Raw genomic sequence first — 22,261 nt, 5'->3', positions numbered from 1 at the left:
TCAGGCTCCGATCAGCTGGGTGTCGGCCGCGGCGTGCTGCTCGGCCTGGCGGCGGGCGTAGGCGGCGGCGGCCTCGCGGACCCAGGCGCCGTCCTCGTGGGCCTGGATGCGGCGGGCCAGGCGCTGCGTGTTCATGGGGCCGTTGCCCTTGATCACGGCGTTGAACTCCTCCCAGTCCAGCTGGCCGTAGTCGTAGTGGCCGCGCTCCTCGTTCCACTTCAGGTCCGGGTCCGGCAGGGTCAGCCCGAGGGCCTCGGCCTGCGGGACGATCATGTCCACGAAGCGCTGGCGCAGGTCGTCGTTGGAGAAGCGCTTGACCTTCCACGCCATCGACTGCTGGGAGTTCGGGGAGTCGGCGTCCGGCGGGCCGAACATCTGCAGGGCAGGGCCGTAGGTGCGGTCCACCGCGTCCTGGGCCATCTGCTTCTGCTCCGGGGTGCCGTTCGAGAGCTCGAAGAGGATCTCCCAGCCCTGGCGCTGGTGGAAGGACTCCTCCTTGCAGATGCGCACCATCGCGCGGCCGTACGGGCCGTAGGAGGCGCGGCACAGCGGCACCTGGTTGCAGATCGCGGCGCCGTCCACGAGCCAGCCGATCGCGCCCATGTCCGCCCACGTGCGGGCCGGGTAGTTGAAGATCGAGGAGTACTTGGCGCGGCCGGTGATCAGCTGCTGGTTGAGCACGTCGCGCGGGGTACCGAGGGTCTCGGCGGCCGAGTACAGGTACAGGCCGTGGCCGGCCTCGTCCTGCACCTTGGCCATGAGGATGGCCTTGCGCTTGAGCGAGGGGGCGCGCGTGATCCAGTTGGCCTCGGGCTGCATGCCGATGATCTCGGAGTGCGCGTGCTGGGAGACCTGGCGGGTCAGGGACTTGCGGTAGGCCTCGGGCATCCAGTCGCGAGGCTCGATGCGCGAGTCCTCCGCGATCAGGCGATCGAAGTTCTCCTGGCCGGCCGCATCCTCGGGGGACGGGACGGAGGCCAGGGGGGTGGTCGAGCTGGTCTGCGTCATGGGGTTCACCTCACGTGAGAGTGCGGGCTGATGGTCCGTGGCCGGGGTCCGCGCGCGGCGGATCGAATTACTGACCGTTCGTTCAGGATAGGGGAGGGTGTGAGGTGGGTCAACACCCCCGCCCGCCCGGCTCCTCCTGCACAGGTCACGACGCACGGGCCCCCGTCCCCGGCCGGCCCCTCGCCCGGGGAACGTGGCCGCGCGCCCTCCCTACCGTGGGGCCATGCCCGTCGCCGAGCTGATCTCCGCGCCCCTCCTCCCTCCCTCCCCGGTCCCGCTGCTGCGCGCCGTGGGCCTGGACGACGTCGTCGCGTCCCTCGCCGGCCGCTTCAGCGGCGCGCAGGACGATCTCGAGGACGCGCTGGGGGCCGCTACGGTGCTGCGCGCGGCGTGGGATCCCCTCCAGGGGCTGCTCCGGGAGCTCCTGGCGGCGCAGGGGATCATCCGCGCGACCCTCGAGGTGGAGTGGCGGTCGAGCGCGGCGCGGGAGCACCTGGCCCGGGCCGAGGCGCTGCTGGCCGAGGCGGGGGCGCTCGTCGCCTCCGCCGAGGAGTGGCTGGCCCTGCTCGCCGCGGCCGAGCGGGAGGCTGAGGACGCCCGGCTCGCCGCCGAGCAGCGGATCCGCCAGGTGGAGGAGTCCGCCCGGGCCGCACTGCTGAGCGTGGCGGGGGTGTGAGCGGCGTGGGAGGCGTGGTCCGCTTCAGCACCCAGGGCGGTCCGGGGTCCGTCTACGCGGACCTGGACGGCATCGACGCGGCCGCCGAGCGGTTCCGCGAGGCCGCGGACGTCACCCGCGTCCTGGTGTTCCACGCCGAGCACGCGGCGTCCCTCGTGGACCGGGCCGCCTCCGGCCCGGGCGTGGCGGCCCGCCTGCGGGAGGCGCTGCGCGAGGGCGCCCGCCGTCTCCAGGGCCTGACGGACGCGCTCGCCCGCAACCGGGAGGACCTGCGGCGGGCTGCGGAGGCGTACCGCCGGGCCGAGCAGGGGGCGGCCGGCGTCATGGACGCGGAGGACCCGCGGGCGGCCGTGCTGGGAGCCGCGCTCGAGGCGCGGGCGGCGGACGGCCTGTCCGTCGAGGAGGCGGAGTTCCTCGTGCGTGCGGGCACGGAGGTCGTGGGGGAGGCGCTCCTGGCCCAGCTGCTCGGCCTCCCCGTGGGGACGGCGGTGGACGGGGGCATCGCGGCCATCGGTGGATTCGGCGGGCCCGTGCGGGACTGGGTGGCGGGGCAGTGCGCCGTGGGGGAGCTGGGCGGTGAGCTCGAGTGGGCGGCGGACCGCCTGGGGGACATCGACCCCAGCCTGCGCCTCACGCCCGCGGCCGCGTGGCGGCTCATCGCCGAGGTCTACCCGCTCCTGGACCCCACGAACGCTGATCCCCTCGAGGTCGCCGGGGAGCCTGTGGACCACCTCGAGGCGCCCCGGCGTCTCACCGGCCACCTGTCCGAGGTCGCGCACCTCATCCCGCGGCACAGCGACGGCGAGGGCGCGGTGACCGTCACCCGGATCCGCGGCGCGGACGGCGCGGACGTGTGGCTCGTGGGCCTGCCGGGCACCCAGGAGGGGCTGCTGCCGCAGCATCGCTTGGACAACTGGGCGGACGGTGGGGGCAACCTCGACGCGCTGGGGAACGACTCGCGCCGGACGGCGTCCGGCATCGCGCAGGCCCTCGCGGCGGCGGGCGTGCCGACGGGCGCCGACCTCCTGCTGGCCGGGTACAGCCAGGGCGGCGTGCACGCGGTCAACCTCGCGGACGATCCCGGATTCTCCCAGGCCTACTCGGTGCGCGGCGTCATGACCGTGGGTGCGCCGAACGGGAACCAGTCCGCGCCGGCCGGTGTGCCGATCCTCGAGTTCGCCACGGACCGTGACCTCTACACCGCGGCCGACGGCGGCCCGAACCCCCTCGGCCTCCAGCGGGCCACCGTCACCTTCCACCCCGAGGGGCCGGACGAGGCACCCGCGCTGCTCGCCCCGGGGACCTCGTCCGAGGCGGGATGGGAGGACGGGCTCGAGCGGCTGGGGCCGGACCGGCTGGACCCCCACGACCTGCCCGGGCTCGCCTCGCGCCTGGGACAGGATGCGGAGGCCGTCGGGACTGACCTGGACCGTGCCCACGCGCTCGGGGACTACACCCGCATGATCGAGGACTTCGAGGCCGCCGACCCCGCCGCTCGCGCCGAGGTGGCCGGCGTGCACGCCGCGCTCGCCGGGCTGGCCACGGGCGCCGTGCTCTCCAGCCGGACGGTGCGCCTGCGGCGGAGCGTCGAGGACGCCGACGCGCGGCGTCGGGCGGGGGTGGTCAGCCAGGCGCCCGAGGAGATCGCCCGCACGCCGCGCAGCCGCTGAGCCGGTCGGGTCAGGCCCGGTCGGACAGCACGCCCGCGAAGAACTCGTTCACCATCGCGGGGGCGTCCAGCGGGAAGACGCCGGACACGTAGTGGTCCGGGCGGACGACCACGACGGCGCCGTCGCGGCTGATGCCGCGCGCCTCGAAGACGTCCTCGCCGTGCTTGGGCCGGCACGTGGCGAACACGTTGTTCAGGTCGCGCAGGCCGAGCGGGCCCGTGGTCGGCACGAACACGGCGGGCGCGTCGGTCCAGTCGAACTCGGACTGCTGCTGCTGGTACACGACCTTGACGTCGAACACGGTGTCCTCGGGCGCGCCGGGCGGGGTGAAGCGGTTGCGGAAGGACTGCGGGTCCTCCGCGATCGCCCGGGCCCAGGCGGCCGCCTGCGAGTCCGCTGAACGGGGGGACGCGGAGTCCGCGAACACGTAGACGCGCCAGCGGCCGTCCGCGCGGTGCAGGTGGCCCAGGTGCTTCACGTTGGTGTCGCATGAGCGCTCCACGAGGGCGGACTTGAAGCGCTTGCCCACAGGGAAGCCGGATGCCAGGTCCTGGTGCGCGGTGCCCGAGGTCAGCATGGACGGCTGGTACTGGGTCATGAAGCCCGCAGGGAACTCAGCGGTCTTCGTGTAGAACTCCGCCACGTAGTTCGGATCACCCAGCTCGGAGACGGGCTTCGCCATGAGCGTGGACCACTCCTTGTCGAAGTCGATCAGGTTCTTGGCGATGTCCTTGCGCTCGTCCGCGTAGGTGGCGAGCAGCTCCTGGGGTGCGCGGCCGGAGAGGACGTGGCCGAGCTTCCAGCCCAGGTTCCAGCCGTCCTGCATGGACACGTTCATGCCCTGGCCGGCCTTCGCGGAGTGGGTGTGGCAGGCGTCGCCGAGCAGGAACACGGTGGGCTGGCCCACGCGCTCGCGGTTGTCGAAGCCCGAGGTCAGGCGGTGGCCGACCTCGTACACCGAGTGCCAGGCGGTCTCCTTCACGTCGAGGCGGTAGGGGTGGAGGATCGCCTGGGCGCGCTTGATGACCTCCTCGAGCGGGGTCTTGCGGATGGTGTGGCCGTCGCCCTCCGGCACCACCCCCAGGTCCACGTACATGCGGAACAGGTGCCCGCCCTCGCGGGGGATGTGGAGGATCGAGCCGGCCTGCGAGTGGATCGAGCACTTCGTGCGGATGTCCGGGAAGTCGGTGTCCGCGAGGACGTCCATGACGCCCCACGCGTGGTTGGCGGCGTCGCCGGAGAGGGAGTGGCCGATCGCCTTGCGCACGCGCGAGCCGGCGCCGTCCGCGCCCACCACGTACGTCGCGCGCACGGTGCGCAGCTCGCCGTCCTCCGGGTTCTCCAGGGCGTTGCCCTCGGCGTCCACCGTGCGGCGCAGGGTCACGGAGACGGGGTGCGCGCCGGTGCCGGAGTCGTCGAGGGACTCGAAGGCCCAGCCGTAGTCAGGGGCCATGCGGGCCGGGGCGTTCATCATGAACTCGGCGAACCAGTCCAGGATGCGCGCCTGGTTCACGATCAGGTGCGGGAACTCGGAGACGCCCTCCGGGTCGTCCTCGGCGAGCTGGGTGCGGACGATGTCCGCCGGGTTCTCGGGGTCCGGGTTCCAGAAGGCCATCGAGGTGAGGTCGAAGGCCTCGTCGATGATCTGGTTCGCGAATCCGAACGCCTGGAAGGTCTCCACGGAGCGGGCCTGGATGCCGTCGGCCTGGCCGATCTCGAGGCGGTGCGGGCGGCGCTCAATGATGCGGGCGTGGACGTCCGGGAACATCGCGAGCTGGGCCGCGGCGATCATGCCGGCGGGGCCCGTGCCGACGATCAGCACGTCCATCTCGTCCGGCAGCTCGGCGGGGCGGGTGAGGCCCGTGCCGGCGGCGGGCTGGACGCGGGGATCGGTGGAGACGTAGCCGTGGTGGTGGAACAGCATGGGAGACCTTTCGCTGCGGCCGAGGATGGCACCCGGCGCCTGTTCGCTCAGAGAACGCGTCGTTCCCAGAGGGAACACGCCTGTGGCAGACTGTACGCGGGCGTGACCGGCTTCACAACCCCGCGTGGGGGCGCCCACACGCCGTCCGGTGTGCCCCGGCGCGGTCCGTCCACCCCGTTCCGCCCGGCCCCGTTGAGCGAAGGAGCGCACGATGCCCCCCGAGACGTCCCGCTCCCGCCCCGTGCGCGCCGAGGCGCCGTCGCAGACCCTCTCCCGTGCGCTCACGATGCTCGAGGCCGTGGCCGAGGCGCCCACGCCGCCCACCATCGCCGAGCTCGCCGAAGGCCTCGGCGTCCACCGCTCGGTGGCCTACCGCATGCTCCGCACCTTCGAGGAGCACGGCCTCCTGCGCCGGGACGACGCCGGCCGCGTCCTCGTCGCCCCGGGCCTCGCGGTGCTTGCGGGCCGGGTGGAGCCGGACCTGCGCGCCGCGGCCCTGCCCGAGCTCACCTCCGTCTCGGCCGACCTCCACATGACCGCCTTCCTCGTGGTCTGGGACGGCGCGGACTGCCTCACCCTCGCCACGGTGGAGCCCCCGCGCGGCAACCTCGTGACCCAGCGGCCGGGCACGCGCCACCCGCTGGGGGTCGGCGCGCCGGGCATCGCCCTCGCGGCCGCCATGCCGGAGGCGGAGTGGGCCGCGCAGCGCGCCCGCCGCGCCGAGGGCGGGCAGGGGGTGGGCTCGCACGACGACGGCGCCGAACGTCCGGAGGTCGCCGGCGCCCGCGCGCGCGGCTGGGCCTCGAGCCGCGACGAGGTGATCACCGGCGTGTCCTCGGTGGCCGTGCCGCTCGCGGTGCGGGGCCAGTTCCCGGCGGCGCTCGCCGTCGTCTTCGCGACCCGGGCGGAGGACCTCGAGGCGATCGGGGCCCGCCTGTCCGCCGCCGCTCAGCGGGTGGCGGCCGCCCTCGGCGACGGCTGAGAGCCTCGTCACCGCCGTATCCTGTGCCACATGACCGACTCCGCTCAGCCCAGCCCCGCCGTCGTCCGTGCCCACGCCAAGGTCGGCAAGCTGCCGCCGTACGCGGCCGGCAAGCCGCCCGTGGCCGTCCCCGGACTCGCCCCCTACAAGCTCTCCTCGAACGAGAACCCGTTCGCCCCGGTGCCGGGCGTCGTGGAGCGCGTGCACGAGATCGTGGCCGGCGTCGAGGGCGCCCCGAGCCTGCTGTGCCGCTACCCGGACCCGCTCGCCACGGAGCTGCGTGAGAAGCTGGCCCCCCACCTGGACGTCCCGGCCGAGGACATCGTCACCGGCGCCGGCTCGCTGGGCGCGCTGTCCCAGATCATCACCGCCTTCGCGGGCGAGGGGGAGGGCACCGAGCCGGACGAGGTGATCTTCGCGTGGCGCTCCTTCGAGGCCTACCCGATCGTGGCCCGCAGCGCCGGCGCGAAGGACGTCATGGTGCCGCTCACCGCGGACCACCGACACGACCTGCCGGCCATGCTGGACGCCATCACGGACCGCACGCGCGTGATCCTGCTGTGCACCCCGAACAACCCCACCGGCCCGGCGCTCACCACGGCCGAGGTGGAGGACTTCCTGGCGAAGGTGCCCTCCCACATCCTCGTGGTGATCGACGAGGCCTACGTGGAGTTCATCCGGGACGAGGACGCCGTCAAGGGCCTGGAGATGTACCGGAAGCACCGCAACGTGGTGGTGCTGCGCACCTTCTCCAAGGCCCACGGCCTGGCCAACCTCCGTGTCGGCTACTCCGTGTCCCACCCGGAGATCACCTCCGCGCTGCGCACGGTGGCCGTGCCCTTCGCCGTCTCCACGCTCGCCGAGCAGGCCGCCGTCGCCTCGCTCGAGCACCTGGACGAGGTCCTCGGCCACGTGCAGACCGTGGTGGACGAGCGCGTGCGCGTCGTCGCCGCGCTGCAGGAGGCCGGCTGGGACGTGCCCGAGACCCAGGCCAACTTCGTGTGGCTGCCGCTGGGTGATCAGACCGCCGCGTTCGCCGAGGCAGCCCAGGCCCGAGCGCTCTCGGTGCGGGCGTTCGCGGGCGAGGGCGTCCGCGTCACGATGGGTGAGGTCGAGGCCAACGACCGCTTCCTCGAGGTGGCGCGCGCGTTCCGGTCCTGAGTCGATCGGGGGAGGTGCGCGTCGCCGCCGAGGGGAGTAAGGCCCCCCGTAGCTCACGCCCGTCAGACGTCATTCCGGTGACGGCACCGAGCGTCCCGGACCGCCGGTCCGGGGCACGGCACCCCAGGCGAGGACCCCATGGCCCTCCTTCTCCCCGTGACCCGCGCGCTGCGCGAGCGCGACGTGACCGGCCGAGCCTGCCGGTCTACGTGCTGCTGATCGCGATGCGCGTGCCCGCACCGTGCTCACCTCCATGTGGGCCTCGGCGAAGGGCTGCCTGCGCAAGGTCACCTCGATCACCCTGGTCACGACGGCGCTGCTCTGGGTGCTCCTGAACGTCCCCGTCCGCTCGGACGAGGACATGGCCACCGCCCCCGCCCCGCTCGAGGCGCTGCGCGGACGGGACGGTGCGCGCTGTCGAGGTCCTCTGACGCCCGCGCGATACCGTGGCGTGCAGACCCTGAAGGAGCCGGCGTGGGCCGGCGGAGCACGGAGGCAGCACATGGCGGAGCCCATCCACATCGGCGCGGCGGCGGACATCCCGGAGGGCGAGTCCCGCGTGATCCCGGCGCAGACGGCGGGCACGCGCGACGACGTCGCGGTGTTCCACGCCGAGGACGGCGCGTTCTACGCGATCGACGACACCTGCACCCACGAGGACGCATCCCTGGCCGAGGGGTGGCTCGAGGGGACGAAGGTCGAGTGCCCGCTGCACTCCGCCGAGTTCTGCCTCAGGTCCGGCGAGGCGCTGTGCCTGCCGGCCACGAAGCCGGTCGGCACGCATGCGGTGGAGGCGCGGGACGGTCAGCTCTACCTGACGCCGGGCGAATGAGCGCGGGCCTCGTGCCTGTGGCGGACGACGGCGGGGCTCCCGGCGGGGCTTCCGCCTCCGTGCTCGTGCTCGGCGGCGGGCTGGCCGGGTTCTCCCTGGTGCGCGAGCTGCGCCGTCGCGGTTTCGCGGGCGCGCTGACGATCGCGGACCCCGAGGGCCTGCCCTACGACCGACCGCCGCTGTCAAAGGACTACCTGACCGGGGAGACGGACGGGCCCCGGCTGCTCCTCGCCCCGCCGTCGTGGTTCGCCGAGCACGGAGTGGAGGTCGTGACCGCGCGGGCTGAGGCGCTCGAGCCCGGCGGCGCGGACGTGCGGCACCGCGTGCGGCTGAACACGGGGGAGGCCCGGGAGGCGGACGTCGTGGTCCTCGCGACGGGCGGTCGGGTGCGCCCGCTGGCGGTGCCCGGCGCCGACGATGCGCGGCTGATCACCCTGCGTACCCGCGCCGACGCGGACGCACTCGTGGCCCGGCTGCACTTCGGGGCGCGCGTGGCGGTGATCGGCGGAGGGTTCACGGGCGCCGAGGCCGCGTCGTCGGCCCGCGCCGCCTTCGCCGACGTCACGCTCGTGACGAGCACCGAGACGCCCTCACTGACCGCCGTCGGACCGGCGATCACCGCGCGCCTGCACCGCATGCACGCCGAGAACGGGGTCGAGCTGGAGGTCGGGCGCGTCGCGCGGATCGAGCACGCGGACGAGGCGGTGGACGATCCCGGCGGCGGACTCCCCACCGCCCACCGCGTCCATCTCGAGGACGGCCGCACCGTGGACGCCGACGTCGTCGTGCTGGCCACGGGCACCGTCCCGGAGACCGCACTCGCCGAGAAGGCTGGGATCGAGACCGCGGACGGCGTGCTGGTGGACGCCGCGGGCCGGACGTCCGTGCCGGGGATCCTCGCCGTCGGCGACGTCGCGCGGCTGCGGGACTCGGCCTGGCCGGCGTCGCGGCACTGGGAGCCGGCCATGCAGGCGGGCGTCGCGGCCGCCGCGGCCCTGATGGGCGAGGAGCCGGCCGCGCCCGGCGCGCCGTGGTTCTGGTCGGACCGGCACGGCGCGCACGTCGAGGCCGTGGGGGACATGGCGCTTCCCGACGGCGGCCGGCACGTCCACCGCGAGGTGCGGGGCCGGACGGTGGCGAGCTTCGCGCTCGCCGCGGACGGCACGATGCGCGGGGCCGCGTCCGTGGACGATCCGATGGCCGTGAAGGCGGCGCGGCGGATCATCGACCGCGCAATCCGGGTGGACCCGGAGGCCCTCGCGGATCCGGCGGTGCCCGTGAGGTCTCTCGCGCGCGGGTGACGGCGCTCAGGTCCCGCAGTAGGTGACGAACGGGGCGCCGTCCACCGCGGCCGGCTCCGCGTACCGTTCGAAGCCGGGGCGTGGGGCGAACGGGTCCGTGACCGCCTCGAGCAGCTCGCGCACGGGCGCGAGGTCCCCGTCCTCGGCCGCCATGAGTGCGGCGTCCAGCAGGTGGTTGCGCGGGATGTAGACCGGATTCACGCGGCGCATCGCGGCGGCGTCCGGGCTCAGGGCCCGCCAGTCGCGCAGCCACGCGGCCACCTCGTCGGGGGTGCGGGCGCCCGGGATGAGGCGATCGGCCTCCGCATCGGCCTCGGCCATGTCCGCCAAGCGGACCCAGAACGAGGTCCAGTCCGTGCTCGCCTCGGTCAGCTGCACGAAGAGCCGGTCGGTCAGCTCGGCGACGGTCTCGTCCGGCACGTCCGTGCTCAGCCCCAGCTTCTGCCGCAGCCCGCCGCGCCACGCGGCCAGGTGCCGGGCCTGGAACCCGGCGAGGGCCTCCTGGGCGAGCTCCACGGCCCGGTTCGGGTCGTCGTCGAGCAGGGGGAGCAGCGTCTCGCCGAGCCGGGCGAGGTTCCACGCCGCGATGGGGCCCTGGTTGCCGAAGGCGTAGCGGTGCTGCACGTCGATCGAGGAGAACGTGGCGCCGGGGTCGAACGCGTCGATGAAGGCGCACGGGCCGTAGTCGATCGTCTCGCCCGAGAGCGTCACGTTGTCCGTGTTCATCACGCCGTGCACGAACCCCACGAGCATCCAGCGCGCCACGAGCTCGGCCTGCGCGCCGACCACCGCCTCGTAGAGCGCGAGCGCCGGGTTCTCGGCGTCGGCGGCGTGCGGGTGGTGGCGGGCGACGGCCTCGTCCACGAGCCGGCGCAGCAGGTCCTTCGAGGCCTCCGCGTCCGGGAGCGCCGCCGCGTACTGGAACGTGCCCACCCGCAGGTGGGAGGCGGCGACGCGCGCGAGCACGGCCCCGGGCAGCAGGTCCTCGCGCAGCACCTGGGCGCCCGTGGCGACGACGGCGAGCGCGCGCGTGGTCGGCACGCCGAGGGCGTGCATCGCCTCGGCCACGACGTACTCGCGCAGCATGGGGCCGAGGACGGCCTGGCCGTCCGCGTTGCCGCGCGCGAAGGGGGTGCGGCCGGACCCCTTCAGATGGAGGTCGCGCAGGGCGCGGGCTGCGGCGGGGGAGTCGGCGCCCGGAAGGATCGGGGCGATCTCACCGAGCAGCAGGGCGCGGCCGTCGCCGAGCCGCGGCGAGTAGCCGCCGAACTGGTGCCCCGCGTACGCCTGCGCGACTGGGCGGGCGTCCGGGCCGGGCTGCTCGCCGGTGAGGAACCGGACGCCGTCGTCGGTGGCGAGCCACTCCGCGTCCATGCCCAGCAGCTCGGCGAGCTCGTTGTTGAGCAGGGCCAGCTGAGGCGCGGGCGTCTCCTGGGCCTCCCACGGCAGGGCGAGCTCGGGGAACGTGTCGGCGAAGCGGTGGGTGAGGCGCGGGGTCTTCGAACCGGGGGTGGGCATGGATCCAGGGTGGCACGGTGACCGGGGGTCCGGCCCGGTCAGAGCGCCTGTCAGTACGACGCGCGGGGCGTGCCCTCGCCGTCGCCTGGATCGCCGGCCTCCGGGGCGGGGCACCAGGTCTCGGCGAGGGCCTCGGCGGCACGGGCCAGCAGGGCGACGTCGGCCCCCACGTTGACGAAGTCCGCCCCGGCGGCCGCGTAGGCCTGCGCCTGGGCCGTCACGAACGCGTTGACGCCGACGACCTTCCCGGCAGTCTTCACCTCGGTGATCACCGACTCCACAGCGGCCACCACGTCCGGGTGGGCCTGCTGACCGAGCAGCCCCATCGACGCGGACAGGTCGGAGGGGCCCACGAACACACCGTCCACGCCGTCGACCTCCGCGACGGCCCGGGCGTTCTCGACGCCGGCCGCCGTCTCGATCTGCACGAACAGGCTGACGTGGTCCGCCGCCTGCGGCAGGTACCCCTCGATCCGGTTCCAGCGCCCCGACCGCGCCAGCGCCGACCCGACGCCGCGCACCCCCTGCGGCGGATACCGCACAGCGCGCACGGCCTCGGCGGCCTGCTCGGGGTCGTCCACCATCGGCACGAGCAGGGTCTGGGCGCCGAGGTCCAGGAACTGCTTCACCAGCACCACGTCGAGGGCGGGCACGCGGGTCATCACGGGCACGCCGTACCCGGCGATCGTGCGCAGCTGCGCGAGGACGGTCTCGAGCGAGAGCGGGGCGTGCTCGCCGTCGATCAGGAGGTAGTCCATGCCCGCGCCGGCGCAGATCTCCGCGGCCGTGCAGTCCCCGGAGCTGAGGAACATGCCGGCGGCGGGGCGGCCGCCGCGAGCGGCGCGGGCCTCCGCGGTGAACAGGTCCCTCACGAGGGGCTGGGGGTGGTGGCGCACGGGCATGGCGGGGGGGTCCTCTCAGGCGAACCGGCAGGTGACGGTGCCGAGCGGCCCGTAGTCGGCGGTGACGGTGTCCCCGGCGCTGACGTGCATCGGGCGGGTGAAGGAGCCGGCGAGCACGATCTCCCCGGCGGCGAGCGCGTCGCCGTGCTCGGCCAGGCGGTTGGCCAGCCAGTGCACGCCGTTGCCCGGGTGGTTCAGCACGCCCGCGGCCACGCCGGTCTCCTCGATGGTCTGGTTGCGGGAGAGCGTCCCGGCCACCCAGCGCAGGTCCACGGCGTCGGGGGCCACGGGGCGGCCGCCGAGCACCATGGAGCCGAGCGCGGCGTTGTCCGCGATGGTGTCCACGATGGTCCGGCCCTGCAGCTCCACGTGGGCGTCGAGGACCTCGAGCGCGGGCACCACGTACTCGGTGGCGCGCAGCACGTCGAAGAGGGTCACGTTCGGGCCGCGCAGCTCCTCCTTGAGCACGAAGGCGAGCTCCATCTCGATGCGGGGGTTGGTGATGCGCGCGGTCTCGTACTCGTGGCCGGACTCGAACACCTGGTCGTCGAAGATCACGCCGTAGTCCGGCTCGGTGATCCCGGTGGCGGCCTGCATGGCCTTGGAGGTCAGGCCGATCTTGTGCCCGACGACGCGGCGCCCCGCCTCCACGCGGCGCTCCGCCCAGATGCGCTGCACAGCGTAGGAGTCCTCGATCTCCATGCCCGCGTGGCGGGCGGTCAGCAGGGGCACGGGGGTGCCGGTGCGGCCGGCCTCGAAGAGCTCGTCGGCGATCTTCACGTGCGTCTCGTGGTCCAGCATGGTGCTCCTCGGGGTGCGACGGCGGGCTGCGCCAATCGTATACGTTGCGATCCGCCCGGGTGTGGGCCCGCTCACGACGGCGGTGCGGGCCTCAGCCCGGCCGGTGTCCGATCGCGAGCCCCTGCTTCCGCCGGTGCGCCGTCAGCCAGGCGAGGCCCTCGTCTCCAGCGGTGAAGCCGCGGCGGGAGCTCTTCGGCAGCCACAGCAGCTGGCCGGCGCGGATGGGAACGTCGCCGCCGTCGGTGTGGAGCACGCCCGAGCCGGCGACGACGTGCACCAGGATGTCCAGCCCGGGGCCCTCGAACGGCTCGTTGCGCCCGCCTGCGGGCAGCCGCACGAGGTTCACGTCCAGGTCGCGCGGGTCGTCCTTCAGACGCCAGGCCGCGCCGGGCTCCGCCGCGGCCAGCCCGTCCATCAGCGCGGCGACGTCGGCCAGCACGCGGGGCGCCTCAGGGGTCGGCGCGTTCGTCTCGTCCATGCCGCCAGGCTAGTCCGGGTGTCGTCCGCCATGTCTGCGGTCCCCGCCCCCGCCCCCAGGCCCCCAGGTTCCCCGCGGCAAAGGCCTCCCGCGACACAGGCACTGGATGAGCTGGGCGCAGTACTGCCAGGTAACCCTGGGGGTTACCTGGCAGTACTGCGCCCAGCTGATGCGCCGGCGGTCCGGCACAGCGGTGGTGTCGCGCACCGGCGGTCCGGCTCAGCGGATCAGAGCTGGTTGCCCAGCTTGTACTCGCCCTGCTTCCACTCGGGCATGGACTCCTCGCCCTCGGTCTCGCGGGTGTAGGAGAAGCCGTCGGCGCCGATGGTCACGGCCATCTCGGACTCGTCCGTGCGGGCGACGACGGGCTGCGGGTTGCCGTCGAGGTCGAGCACGAGGGAGGCGTCCGTGTACCACGACGGCACGACCGGGGTGCCCCACCAGTCGCGGCGCTGGTTGTCGTGCACGTCCCAGGTGACCACGGGGTTGTCCGGGTCGCCGGTGTAGTAGTCCTGGGTGTAGACCTCGACGCGGTGGCCGTCCGGATCGCGCAGGTACAGGTAGAACGCATTCGAGACGCCGTGGCGGCCGGGGCCGCGCTCGATGTGGTCGGACATGCGCAGCGCGCCGAGCTTGTCGCAGATCGAGAGGATGTTGTGCTTCTCGTGCGTGGCGAAGCAGACGTGGTGCATGCGGGGCCCGTCGCCGCCGGTCATGGCGGTGTCGTGCACGGTGGGCTTGCGGCGCATCCACGCGGCGTACACGGTGCCCTGCTCGTCCTGGATGTCCTCGGTGACGCGGAAGCCCAGGTCCTGCATGAACTTCGCGGCGCGGGGCACGTCCGGGGTCACCTGGTTGAAGTGGTCCAGGCGCACCAGCGCGCCGGGGGTGTAGAGGTCGTAGCGCCAGGCCAGGCGCTCCACGTGCTCGGTCTCGTAGAAGAACTCGTAGGGGAAGCCCAGCGGGTCCTCGACGCGCACGGAGTCGCCGACGCCCTTCACGAAGCCGTCCTTGTTGCGCTCCACGCGGCAGCCGAGCTCCTCGTAGAAGGCCACGGCCTTGTCCAGGTCCTCGGGGGTGCGCACGCGGTAGGAGAACGCGGCGACGGCGGCGATCTCGCCCTTGCGCAGCACCAGGTTGTGGTGGATGAACTCCTCCATGGAGCGGAGGTAGATGACCTCGTCGTCCTCCTCGGTCACCACGAGGCCCAGCACGTCCACGTAGAAGCTGCGGGAGCGCTCCAGGTCCGTGACCACGAGCTCCATGGACGCGCAGCGCAGGATGTCCGGCGCCTCGGACGTCGGGGTGGGGAGGGGGTTCTCCGGGGTGATGGGGGCTTCCTTGGTCACGTAGAAGCCGGACGAGGTCTTCTGGCGGCTCTCGAGGTTGGTCATCGATGCTCCTTCGCTGAGGTGGGGTGTCGGCGGTGACGCCCCGCTGTGGCCTGGGACACGGTCACTGGCTCGATCGTATACGATCACGCGGCCCGGGGGGAAGGGCGGGACGGGCATTCCCGCCCACCCCTGCGTCCGTGCCGCAACGGATGCGCCCCCGGCACGACGACGGCGCCCGTGCCTTCACGAGGAGGGTGCGGGCGCCGTCGGTGGGCAGAGGGCCTCAGCCTCCCGCTCTGCGAAGGGAAGCGGAGGTGGGGCCCCGCTTCGCGAACGACGGCGGAGGCCCGGCGCGTCAGCCGTCCATCTTCGAGGCGGCCTGCTCCTGCTTGCCGAACACGGGGTTGTGCACCTCGCCGAGGTTGATGTGCACGGCCTGCTGATCGGTGTAGAAGTCGATCGAGCGGTAGCCGCCCTCGTGGCCGAGGCCCGAGGCCTTCACGCCCCCGAACGGCGTGCGCAGGTCGCGCACGTTGTTCGAGTTCAGCCACACCATGCCGGCCTCGACGTCCTGAGCGAAGTTGTGGGCGCGCTTGAGGTCGTTGGTCCAGATGTAGGCGGCCAGGCCGTACTTGGTGTTGTTGGCCAGCTCGAGGGCCTCCTCGTCCGTGTCGAACGGGGTGATCGCCACGACCGGGCCGAAGATCTCCTCCTGGAAGATCCGGGCGTCCGGGGCCACGTCCGCGAACACGGTGGGCTGCACGAAGTTGCCCTCCGGGAACTCCTCCGGGCGGCCGCCGCCGGCCACGAGACGGGCCTCGCCCTTGCCGATCTCCACGTAGGACATGACCTTCTCGTAGTGCTCGGGGTGCACGAGCGCGCCGACCTCGGTGGTGGGGTCGGAGGGCAGGCCGACCTTCACGTTGGCGGCCTGCTTCGCGTAGCGCTCCACGAACTCGTCGTAGACCTCGCGCTGCACGAGGATGCGGGAGCCGGCGGTGCAGCGCTCGCCGTTGAGGGAGAACACGCCGAAGATCGTCGCGTCGATGGCGGTGTCCAGGTCCGCGTCCGCGAAGACGACGGCCGGGGACTTGCCGCCGAGCTCCATGGACAGGCCCTTCAGGTACGGGGCCGCGTTGCCGAAGATGATCTGGCCGGTGCGGGACTCGCCGGTGAAGGAGATCAGCGGGACGTCCGGGTGCTTCACGAGCGGGTCGCCCGCGAACCCCTCCTCGCCGAAGCCGTGCACCATGTTGAAGACGCCCTGGGGCAGCCCGGCCTCCTCGAAGATGCCGCCCCACAGGGAGGCCGAGAGCGGGGTGAACTCGGCCGGCTTGAGCACCACGGAGTTGCCGGTGGCCAGGGCCGGGGCGAGCTTCCAGGACTCGAGCATGAACGGGGTGTTCCACGGCGTGATGAGGCCCGCGACGCCGATCGGCTTGCGGTTCACGTAGTTGGCCTGGCGGCCGGGCACCTTGAAGGCGTCGTCGTGCTGGGCCACGATCAGGTCCGCGAAGAAGCGGAAGTTCTCCGCGGCGCGGGCGGCCTGGCCCTTGGCCTGCTTGATCGGCAGGCCGGTGTCGAAGCACTCCATCTCGGCGAGCTGGTCGCCGCGGGTCTCCATGATGTCGGCGATCCTGTGCAGCACGCGGGAGCGCTGACGCGGCATGGCCTGCGCCCACTCGCCGCCCTCGAAGGCGGCCTTCGCGGCGGCCACGGCGCGGTCGACGTCCGCGGACTTGCCGGAGGCGGCCTTGATGTACGCGGTGTTGGTGACGGGGTCCAGGACGTCGAAGGTGTCGCCGTCCATGGAGTCGACGAGCCGGCCGTCGATGTAGTGGCGGATGACGTCCGGGAGGCCCTCGGGCCTGCGGTGGGAGACGGTGTTCTCGCTCATGGTGTCCTCTCCAGCTGTGCTCGGGTGGGTGACGTCGTCGCCGGGGTGTCGGCGGGGGACGGGGTCTCGGTGTGGGCGTCCTCCAGGGACGCCTGGTGGTCCAGGTACGCGTGCAGGGTGTTGAGCCGGTGGGTCCGCGCGGCGTGCTCGACGGCGGCGAACTCCGCCCGCCCCTCGATCAGCCGCAGCAGCTCCTCGTGTTCGCGCACCGAGGCGGCCGCCCGCCCGGGCACGTACGCGAACGTGGAGGCGCGCAGGGCCGAGAGGCGGTTCCAGCCGCGGCGCACCAGGTCCTGCACGTGGTAATTCTGGTGGTGCTCGAACAGGAGGGCGTGGAAGCGGCGGTTCAGGTCCGTGAACTGCACGGCGTCCCAGTCCGCCTCACCCGTGACCAGCATGCGCATCAGGGCGTTGAGTTCCCGCGCCCGCGCGATCCCGGCGGCGGTCATGTGCGGGGCGCACTGCGCGGTGGAGTAGCCCTCCACCAGCGCCAGGGTCTCCATCGTGTAGCGGTACTCCACGGGGTCGATCCCGACGACGGTCGCGCCCACGTTGCGGCGGAACTCCACCAGGCTCTCCGACTGCAGGCGCCGGATCGCCTCGCGCACGGGCACCACGGACATCCCCAGCTCCTCGGCGATCTGGGCCAGTACCAGCCGGTCGCCCGGCTCATAGCGCTGCTCCTGGATGCCGCGCATGATCGCCTGGTAGGCGGCGTCAGCCTTCGACGGCGTCACGCTGGGCCTCGCGGAACTGCTGGTACAGCGCCTTCCACTCGGCGTTCGGCGGGAACAGGCCGTCCACGGGCTGGCCGGACTGCACCTGCTCGTACACCCACGCGTCCTGGCGGTCCTGCTCCCACGCGTCGTCGATGACCTCCTGCAGCAGTGCCGGAGGCACCACCACCACGCCGTCGTCGTCGCCGATCACGATGTCGCCGGGCTGCACCGCGGTGCCGCCGCACGTGACGGTGCCGTCGACCTCCCACGGGATGTGGCGGCGGCCGAGCACGGCCGGGTGGACGGCCGCGTTGTAGACCTGCAGGCCCACCTCGGCCACGGCGGCGGAGTCGCGCACGCCGCCGTCGGTGACCACGGCGACGCCGCCGGCCACCTGGGTGCGCAGCGCGAGGACGTCGCCGAGGGTGCCGGTGCCGGCCTCGCCGCGGGCCTCCATGACCACCACGTCGTCGGGCTGGACGGCGTCCATGGCGCGCTTCTGCGCGTTGAACCCGCCGCCGAACTCGGTGAACAGGTCCTCGCGCTTGGCGATGAAGCGCAGGGTGCGGGCATAGCCGACGATCCGGCGGCCGGGGTGCATCGGGCGCACGCCGTCGATGGTGGCGTTCTGGATGCCGCGCCTCTGCAGCTGCGAGGTGATGGTGGCGACCGCGCACTCCGCGATCTTCGCCTTCAGCTCGTCCGTGAGCAGGGTGCGGTCCGGGCGGGGCTCGGAGGGCACCCAGCGGTAGGCGGCGTCGGCGCTGGGGGCCTCGGCGGCCGGGGTGCCGGCCGCGTCGGCGGCCCCCGCGTCCGTGGCGTCCTCCGTCACGGGGGGCAGGCCCGCGGCCGCGCGCGAGCCCCACGCCTCCTCGCGTTGGAGGTCGTCCACCTGGGGGCCGTGGCCGTAGGGGGCCATCGGCTGCTCGGCCTCGGCCACGCGGCTGACCAGGCGGCCCGTGGAGGGCGCGCCGGGGGCGGTGGGGGCGTCCACCTCCACCTCGACGACGTCGCCGGGCTGGGCCACGGAGGAGCCGGCGGGGGTGCCGGTGAGGATCACGTCGCCGGGCTCGAGGGTCATGAGCTGGGAGAGGTCGGCCACGAGCTGACCGAACGGGAAGACGAGGCCCTGGGTGGTGTCGTCCTGCACGAGCTCGCCGTTGACCCAGGTGCGCACGCGCAGGGCCTCGGGGTCCAGGCCGTCCGCGGAGATGACGGCCGGGCCGAGCGGCGTGTAGCCGTCGCCCGACTTGTTCTTCACGTTGGAGCCCTTGTCCGCGTGGCGGAGGTCGTAGAGGCCCCAGTCGTTCGCGGCGGTGACGCCGGCGACGTGCCGCCAGCCCTGGTCCGGGCTCACGCGGCGGGCCGCGGTGCCGATCACGAGCGCGATCTCGCCCTCGTAGGCGAGGAGCTCGGTGCCGACGGGGCGCTCGACGACGTCGCCGGAACGGGCGATCGAGGTGCCGGCCTTGAGGAAGTAGCCGGGGAACTTCGGCGAGCGGCCGCGCTGGGCGATCCGCGAGGGGTAGTTCAGGTGGAGGGCCACCACCTTGCCGGGACGGGCGCCGCGCGCGGCGAAGTCGTGCTCCGTGACGGTGGGGGTGCCGGAGGGCTGCGGGCCGGAGATCTCGGGTGTGCTCTGCGTCATGCCAGCGATCGTATACGATCACCCGGGGCCGGGGAAGGGGCTCCGCGCGCGGCTCAGCGGGAGCGGTTCGCCGCCACCGCCTCGTTCACCACGGGGGCCAGGCGGCGCGCGCCCTCCACGAGCTTCTCGGACTCCACGAAGGGGTAGGCCAGGCGCAGGGTCGAGTGGATCCCGTCCACCGGCGTGAACGCGGCGCCGGGGACGAACACCGCGCCGGCCTCGATGCCGCGGTGCATGAGCTCGAGCGTGTTCACGCCCTGGGGGAGAGTGGCCCACAGGAAGAAGCCGCCGCGCGGGGTGATGACGTCCACGGCCGGGTCCCAGTGCTCGCGCACCGCGGACGCCAGGGCCTCGGCGCGCTCCTTGTAGAGGCCCGTCACCGCGCGCACGTGCCCCTGCCAGTCCAGCTGCGTGACGAACGCGGTGGAGAGCATCTGCGAGTACGTGGAGGCGTGGATGAACGCGGACTCCGCCCCGAGGTAGAACTCGCGCTTGAGGGCGGAGGGCACGAGCGCCCAGCCGATGCGCACGCCCGGGGAGAAGATCTTGGACATCGTGCCCAGGTACACCACGTTGTCCCGGTGCTTCGCAGCGATCGGGGTGAGCGGGTCGCCGTCGAACGCGATCTGCCCGTACGGGTTGTCCTCCACGATCAGCACGCCGTGCCTCTTGCACACCGCGGCCACCTCCTCGCGGCGCTCCTCGGGGAGGAGGGCGCCGGAGGGGTTGGCGAACGAGGGGATCGTGTAGAGGAAGGCCACGCGTCGGCCCTCGGCGGCCAGCGCGGTCAGCGTGGCATCCAGCTCGGACGGGACGAGGCCCTGCTCGTCCGTGGGGGTGGCCACCGGATCCAGCTCCCAGGTGTTGAACGTGGTCAGCGCGCCCACGAAGGTGGGGTCCTCCACCACGACGACGTCGCCCGGGTTCGCGAACGTGCGGCACGCGGTGTCGATGGCGGCCTGGGAGCCGGGCGTGATGACGACGAGCTCGGGGTCGGCGTCCGGGATGCCGTCCGCGGCCATGACGGCGGCCGCCGCCTGGCGCATCTCCTCGAGGCCCTGGCCCGGGCCGTACTGCAGCGACTCGGTGCCGTGCTGCGCCACGAGGTCCGCGGCGATCCGGGAGAGCTCCTCGAGCGGGAGGTCCGCGAGCCACGGGTTGCCGCCCGCGAGCGAGACGAGGTTCGGGTCCATCGCGATGTCGAAGACGTCGCGCACGGCGGACTGGGTCACGCCGAGCGCGCGCTGGGCGAGGAGTTCACGACGAGGATGCACGAGTCCGCACCCTAGCAAGGGCCGCCCCCCGCCGGACAGGGGAGGGGCACGCGGTTCACCGGGGCGGTCAGGGGGTGGTGGGGGTCTCCGCCGCTCCCGACGTCGCGGCGCCCTCCGCCGCTCCCGCCCCGGGGGTGCCGACGGTGGTCGACGCGGCTTCCTCCCCCGCGTCGCCCGCGGGCGACGTGCCCTCGGCCCGATCCGCCACGGGGGCGGAGGAGGACGCGGTGGACGCCCACGAGGACCTGGAGGAGGGAGCCCAGGAGTTCTCCGCGGTGGAGCCCTCAGACGTGGAGCCCGCGCCGCCGGCGCCGGCGCCTCCCGGCGTCTCCTCCGTCCCCGCCGCACCCTCCGTCCCTGCAGCCCCCTCCGCGGCCGGCGTCGACGTCTCGGCGGCCGAGGGCGCCGTCTCCGTGGTCTCCGGGGCCCGGGAGGCCTCCACGGTCGGCGTCGCGGAGGCAGTCGCCGGGGGAGCGGACGAGGAGGCCTGCTCGGCGGAGCCGTCCTGCGCCGCCGTCTCCGTCGGTGACGGCGAGGCGCCGGCGGAGGCCGCCGCGTCGTCGTCGGGGGAGGCCGAGGGCTCCGGGCCGAGGGCGAGCGGGGCGAGGCCGAGGAGCTCGTCGAGGTCCCGGCCGTCCACCTCGAGGCGCACGTGGGCGGCGTCCGTCTGGGCGCGGGCCGTCTCCTGCAGCTGCGCCCGCACGCGCGCGGCGGAGCACTCGCCCTCCGTGCTCAGCGTGCCGGAGAACGTGAACACCTCGGTGTCGCCCTCGCGGCGATGCCCCGTCGAGACGAGGGTGCTGCCCGTCTCCACGAGCTCGTTGTAGAGCGGCGGGTCGCCGTGGGAGCCCCGTCCGTCGCTGAGGAGGAAGTCCAGGGCGTAGGCGGCGCGGTCCGGGGCGTCGGCGGGGGAGGTCTCCACCGGGATCAGCAGGTCCCCGCAGCCGATGGCGCGGCCCGAGGCTCCCTCGGGCGCGGCGTCCGCCGGGACCACGAGGTGGACGGTCAGCGGGGCGTAGCCCGCCACGTCCGGGGCGGGCACCCCGGTGGAGGAGGCCGGCGCGGAGGAGGCCGCGGGCTCGGACGGCGCGGCCATGCACCCGGTGCCGACGGCGGCCAGTACGCCCAGGCCGGTCAGCAGGACGGCCCGCGGGGCGAGGGGATGGCGCATGCGGGCTCCTGGTGTCGGGGCGGGGTCGGGTGAGCCCTCTCATGGTAGAGCGCTCCCCGGAATCGCGTCCTGCCGGGAGGCTAGGCTGGAGGCATGCCCGTGAGAAACCGCCGCGCCGCCGCCCTGCCCGCCAAGCTGAGCCGCTCCTGGCTGCTGGTGAACGCGGCCCGCTCCGACGACTTCGCGCCGGCCCTGGCCTCCGAGGCGGACTCCGTGATCCTCGACCTCGAGGCCGCCGTGCCCGAGGAGGAGAAGGAGGCGGCGCGCGCCAACGTGGTGGACGCCCTCTCCGGCGGCATGACGGCGTGGGTGCGCATCTCCGCCGCCTCCACCGAGCACTGGGCCCGGGACCTCGAGGCGCTCGCGCGCCTGAGCGGGGTGCGCGGCGTGGTGCTCGCCGAGACCGAGGAGCCCGAACAGGTCACGTTCACGGCCATGCGCCTGCGCGCGGGCACGCCCGTGATCGCGCTGCTGGAGTCCGCCCTGGGCATCGAGAACGCCACGGCGGTGGCCAAGGCCCCGGGGACGTTCCGCCTCGCGTTCGGCGTCAACGACTTCCGCAAGGACGTGGGCGTGGGCGAGGACCCGCTGGCCATGGCCTACGCGCGCTCCCGCATGGTGATCGCCTCGCGCGTGGGACGGCTGCCCGGCGCGATCGACGGCCCGCCGGGGAACGCCGACGCCGAGGACTCCGTGCGCGAGTCCAGCGCCGTGACCGCCTCGATGGGGATGACCGGGCGCCTCGTGCTCAGCCGCGGCCAGGTGGACTGGGTGAACCGGGCGCTGTCTCCGTCCGAGGACGAGCTCTCGTGGGCCAAGGACCTGCTGGACAAGCACAGGGCGGGCGCCGCCGTGGGCGACGGCTCCTACCTGCCGCGCCTGAAGCGCGCCGAGAAGATCGCCGACCTCGCGGACTCGTACGGCCTCTGGAACGCGTGAGCGGCACGCGGCGTGACGTGCCGCGG

General features: G+C 73.8%; 19 protein-coding genes. 7 read left to right on the top strand and 12 right to left on the bottom strand.

Going from position 1 to position 22,261, the window contains the following annotated elements; translation table 11 throughout:
- Positions 1-1,008 carry a 1,2-phenylacetyl-CoA epoxidase subunit PaaA gene (paaA, locus tag LG274_RS06700; protein ID WP_298985245.1) on the bottom strand — a complete coding sequence of 336 codons (1,008 nt, stop codon included), beginning with the start codon at positions 1,006-1,008 and terminating at the stop codon, positions 1-3.
- A gap of 223 nt (positions 1,009-1,231) precedes the next feature.
- Between paaA and LG274_RS06695 the strand changes: the two genes are divergently transcribed.
- Both LG274_RS06695 and LG274_RS06690 read left to right on the top strand, forming a co-directional pair.
- Positions 1,232-1,684 (top strand): hypothetical protein, encoded by a 453-nt coding sequence (locus LG274_RS06695; protein WP_298985243.1) that lies wholly within the window; start codon positions 1,232-1,234, stop codon positions 1,682-1,684.
- A complete protein-coding gene (locus tag LG274_RS06690; protein WP_404463531.1) occupies positions 1,681-3,354 on the top strand; it encodes a hypothetical protein in 1,674 nt (557 codons plus the stop codon). The genes LG274_RS06695 and LG274_RS06690 overlap by 4 nt, the downstream gene beginning before the upstream one ends.
- A 10-nt stretch (positions 3,355-3,364) precedes the next feature.
- On the opposite strand, the gene LG274_RS06685 is transcribed toward LG274_RS06690, so the two are convergent.
- Positions 3,365-5,278, bottom strand: coding sequence for an FAD-dependent monooxygenase (locus LG274_RS06685; protein ID WP_298712210.1), 1,914 nt, complete (start codon positions 5,276-5,278; stop codon positions 3,365-3,367).
- A 211-nt stretch (positions 5,279-5,489) separates the two neighbouring features.
- On the opposite strand from LG274_RS06685, the gene LG274_RS06680 reads away from it, so the two are divergent.
- From LG274_RS06680 to LG274_RS06665, 4 genes are all read left to right on the top strand, one after another.
- A complete protein-coding gene (locus tag LG274_RS06680) occupies positions 5,490-6,260 on the top strand; it encodes an IclR family transcriptional regulator (RefSeq protein WP_404463529.1) in 771 nt (256 codons plus the stop codon).
- Between the two features lie 30 nt (positions 6,261-6,290).
- The gene (locus LG274_RS06675; RefSeq protein WP_404463527.1) at positions 6,291-7,421 is read left to right on the top strand and encodes a histidinol-phosphate transaminase; all 1,131 of its coding nucleotides are present in this window, start codon (positions 6,291-6,293) and stop codon (positions 7,419-7,421) included.
- Between the two features lie 502 nt (positions 7,422-7,923).
- The gene (locus LG274_RS06670; protein ID WP_298712694.1) at positions 7,924-8,253 is read left to right on the top strand and encodes a bifunctional 3-phenylpropionate/cinnamic acid dioxygenase ferredoxin subunit; all 330 of its coding nucleotides are present in this window, start codon (positions 7,924-7,926) and stop codon (positions 8,251-8,253) included.
- Positions 8,250-9,554 carry an NAD(P)/FAD-dependent oxidoreductase gene (locus LG274_RS06665; protein ID WP_404463525.1) on the top strand — a complete coding sequence of 435 codons (1,305 nt, stop codon included), beginning with the start codon at positions 8,250-8,252 and terminating at the stop codon, positions 9,552-9,554. The genes LG274_RS06670 and LG274_RS06665 overlap by 4 nt, the downstream gene beginning before the upstream one ends.
- A gap of 6 nt (positions 9,555-9,560) precedes the next feature.
- On the opposite strand, the gene LG274_RS06660 is transcribed toward LG274_RS06665, so the two are convergent.
- The 10 genes from LG274_RS06660 to LG274_RS06615 all read right to left on the bottom strand — a co-directional run bounded on the left by LG274_RS06660 (position 9,561) and on the right by LG274_RS06615 (position 21,296).
- A complete protein-coding gene (locus LG274_RS06660) occupies positions 9,561-11,072 on the bottom strand; it encodes a YdiU family protein (protein ID WP_404463523.1) in 1,512 nt (503 codons plus the stop codon).
- A gap of 50 nt (positions 11,073-11,122) precedes the next feature.
- Positions 11,123-11,974, bottom strand: a complete 852-nt coding sequence (locus tag LG274_RS06655; RefSeq protein ID WP_404463521.1) for an HpcH/HpaI aldolase/citrate lyase family protein — start codon at positions 11,972-11,974, stop codon at positions 11,123-11,125.
- Positions 11,975-11,989: 15 nt separating this feature from the next.
- Positions 11,990-12,775: a 2-oxo-hept-4-ene-1,7-dioate hydratase gene (gene hpaH, locus LG274_RS06650; protein WP_298712230.1), complete on the bottom strand. Its 786-nt coding sequence runs from the start codon at positions 12,773-12,775 to the stop codon at positions 11,990-11,992.
- A 91-nt stretch (positions 12,776-12,866) separates the two neighbouring features.
- Positions 12,867-13,253: a cupin domain-containing protein gene (locus LG274_RS06645; protein ID WP_319074424.1), complete on the bottom strand. Its 387-nt coding sequence runs from the start codon at positions 13,251-13,253 to the stop codon at positions 12,867-12,869.
- A 227-nt stretch (positions 13,254-13,480) separates the two neighbouring features.
- Positions 13,481-14,647, bottom strand: coding sequence for a 3,4-dihydroxyphenylacetate 2,3-dioxygenase (gene hpaD / locus LG274_RS06640; RefSeq protein WP_298712238.1), 1,167 nt, complete (start codon positions 14,645-14,647; stop codon positions 13,481-13,483).
- A gap of 295 nt (positions 14,648-14,942) precedes the next feature.
- The gene (gene hpaE, locus LG274_RS06635) at positions 14,943-16,484 is read right to left on the bottom strand and encodes a 5-carboxymethyl-2-hydroxymuconate semialdehyde dehydrogenase (RefSeq protein ID WP_404463518.1); all 1,542 of its coding nucleotides are present in this window, start codon (positions 16,482-16,484) and stop codon (positions 14,943-14,945) included.
- Positions 16,481-17,182, bottom strand: a complete 702-nt coding sequence (locus tag LG274_RS06630) for a GntR family transcriptional regulator (RefSeq protein ID WP_404466023.1) — start codon at positions 17,180-17,182, stop codon at positions 16,481-16,483. Before LG274_RS06630 ends, hpaE begins: the two co-directional genes overlap by 4 nt.
- Before the next feature lie 19 nt (positions 17,183-17,201).
- Positions 17,202-18,851: a fumarylacetoacetate hydrolase family protein gene (locus LG274_RS06625; protein WP_404463516.1), complete on the bottom strand. Its 1,650-nt coding sequence runs from the start codon at positions 18,849-18,851 to the stop codon at positions 17,202-17,204.
- A gap of 53 nt (positions 18,852-18,904) precedes the next feature.
- Complete coding sequence (locus tag LG274_RS06620) at positions 18,905-20,125, bottom strand: PLP-dependent aminotransferase family protein (protein WP_404463514.1); 1,221 nt, start codon at positions 20,123-20,125, stop codon at positions 18,905-18,907.
- Positions 20,126-20,192: 67 nt separating this feature from the next.
- The gene (locus tag LG274_RS06615; RefSeq protein ID WP_404463512.1) at positions 20,193-21,296 is read right to left on the bottom strand and encodes a hypothetical protein; all 1,104 of its coding nucleotides are present in this window, start codon (positions 21,294-21,296) and stop codon (positions 20,193-20,195) included.
- Between the two features lie 93 nt (positions 21,297-21,389).
- Between LG274_RS06615 and LG274_RS06610 the strand changes: the two genes are divergently transcribed.
- The gene (locus LG274_RS06610; RefSeq protein ID WP_248117393.1) at positions 21,390-22,235 is read left to right on the top strand and encodes a CoA ester lyase; all 846 of its coding nucleotides are present in this window, start codon (positions 21,390-21,392) and stop codon (positions 22,233-22,235) included.
- The last annotated feature ends 26 nt before the right edge of the window (positions 22,236-22,261 follow it).

Origin of the sequence: Micrococcus antarcticus (genome assembly GCF_044872765.1) — a bacterium.
GTDB lineage: Bacteria > Actinomycetota > Actinomycetes > Actinomycetales > Micrococcaceae > Micrococcus.
This window is presented reverse-complemented; position numbering and strand designations above follow the sequence as displayed.